This is a genomic window from Paenibacillus taichungensis (genome assembly GCF_013359905.1).
Classification (GTDB): domain Bacteria; phylum Bacillota; class Bacilli; order Paenibacillales; family Paenibacillaceae; genus Paenibacillus; species Paenibacillus taichungensis.
Map to the genome: position 1 here is coordinate 1 of NZ_JABMCC010000004.1, position 243 is coordinate 243.

1 rRNA gene is annotated in these 243 nt (G+C 43.2%); it reads left to right on the top strand.

The features are described from left to right. Positions 1-153: 153 nt before the first annotated feature. Positions 154-243, top strand: a 23S ribosomal RNA gene (locus HP548_RS00015); the annotation flags it as partial.

Genomic DNA, 243 nt, shown 5'->3' on the forward strand with positions numbered 1-243 from the left:
AACTCTCAAACAGCTTGCTTTTGCATGGAGCTTGTTCTTTGAAAACTAGATATCGAAACGAAAATTGCGAATTAGAACATTCCTTTTTAAGCTGAACTTGTGTAAACAAGTTTCAATAAAAACGGTAGATTGCATTTGCTCCTTGGAGCAATTGGTTAAGCTACTAAGAGCACACGGAGGATGCCTAGGCGCTAGGAGCCGATGAAGGACGTGGCGAACAACGAAACTGCCTCGGGGAGCTGT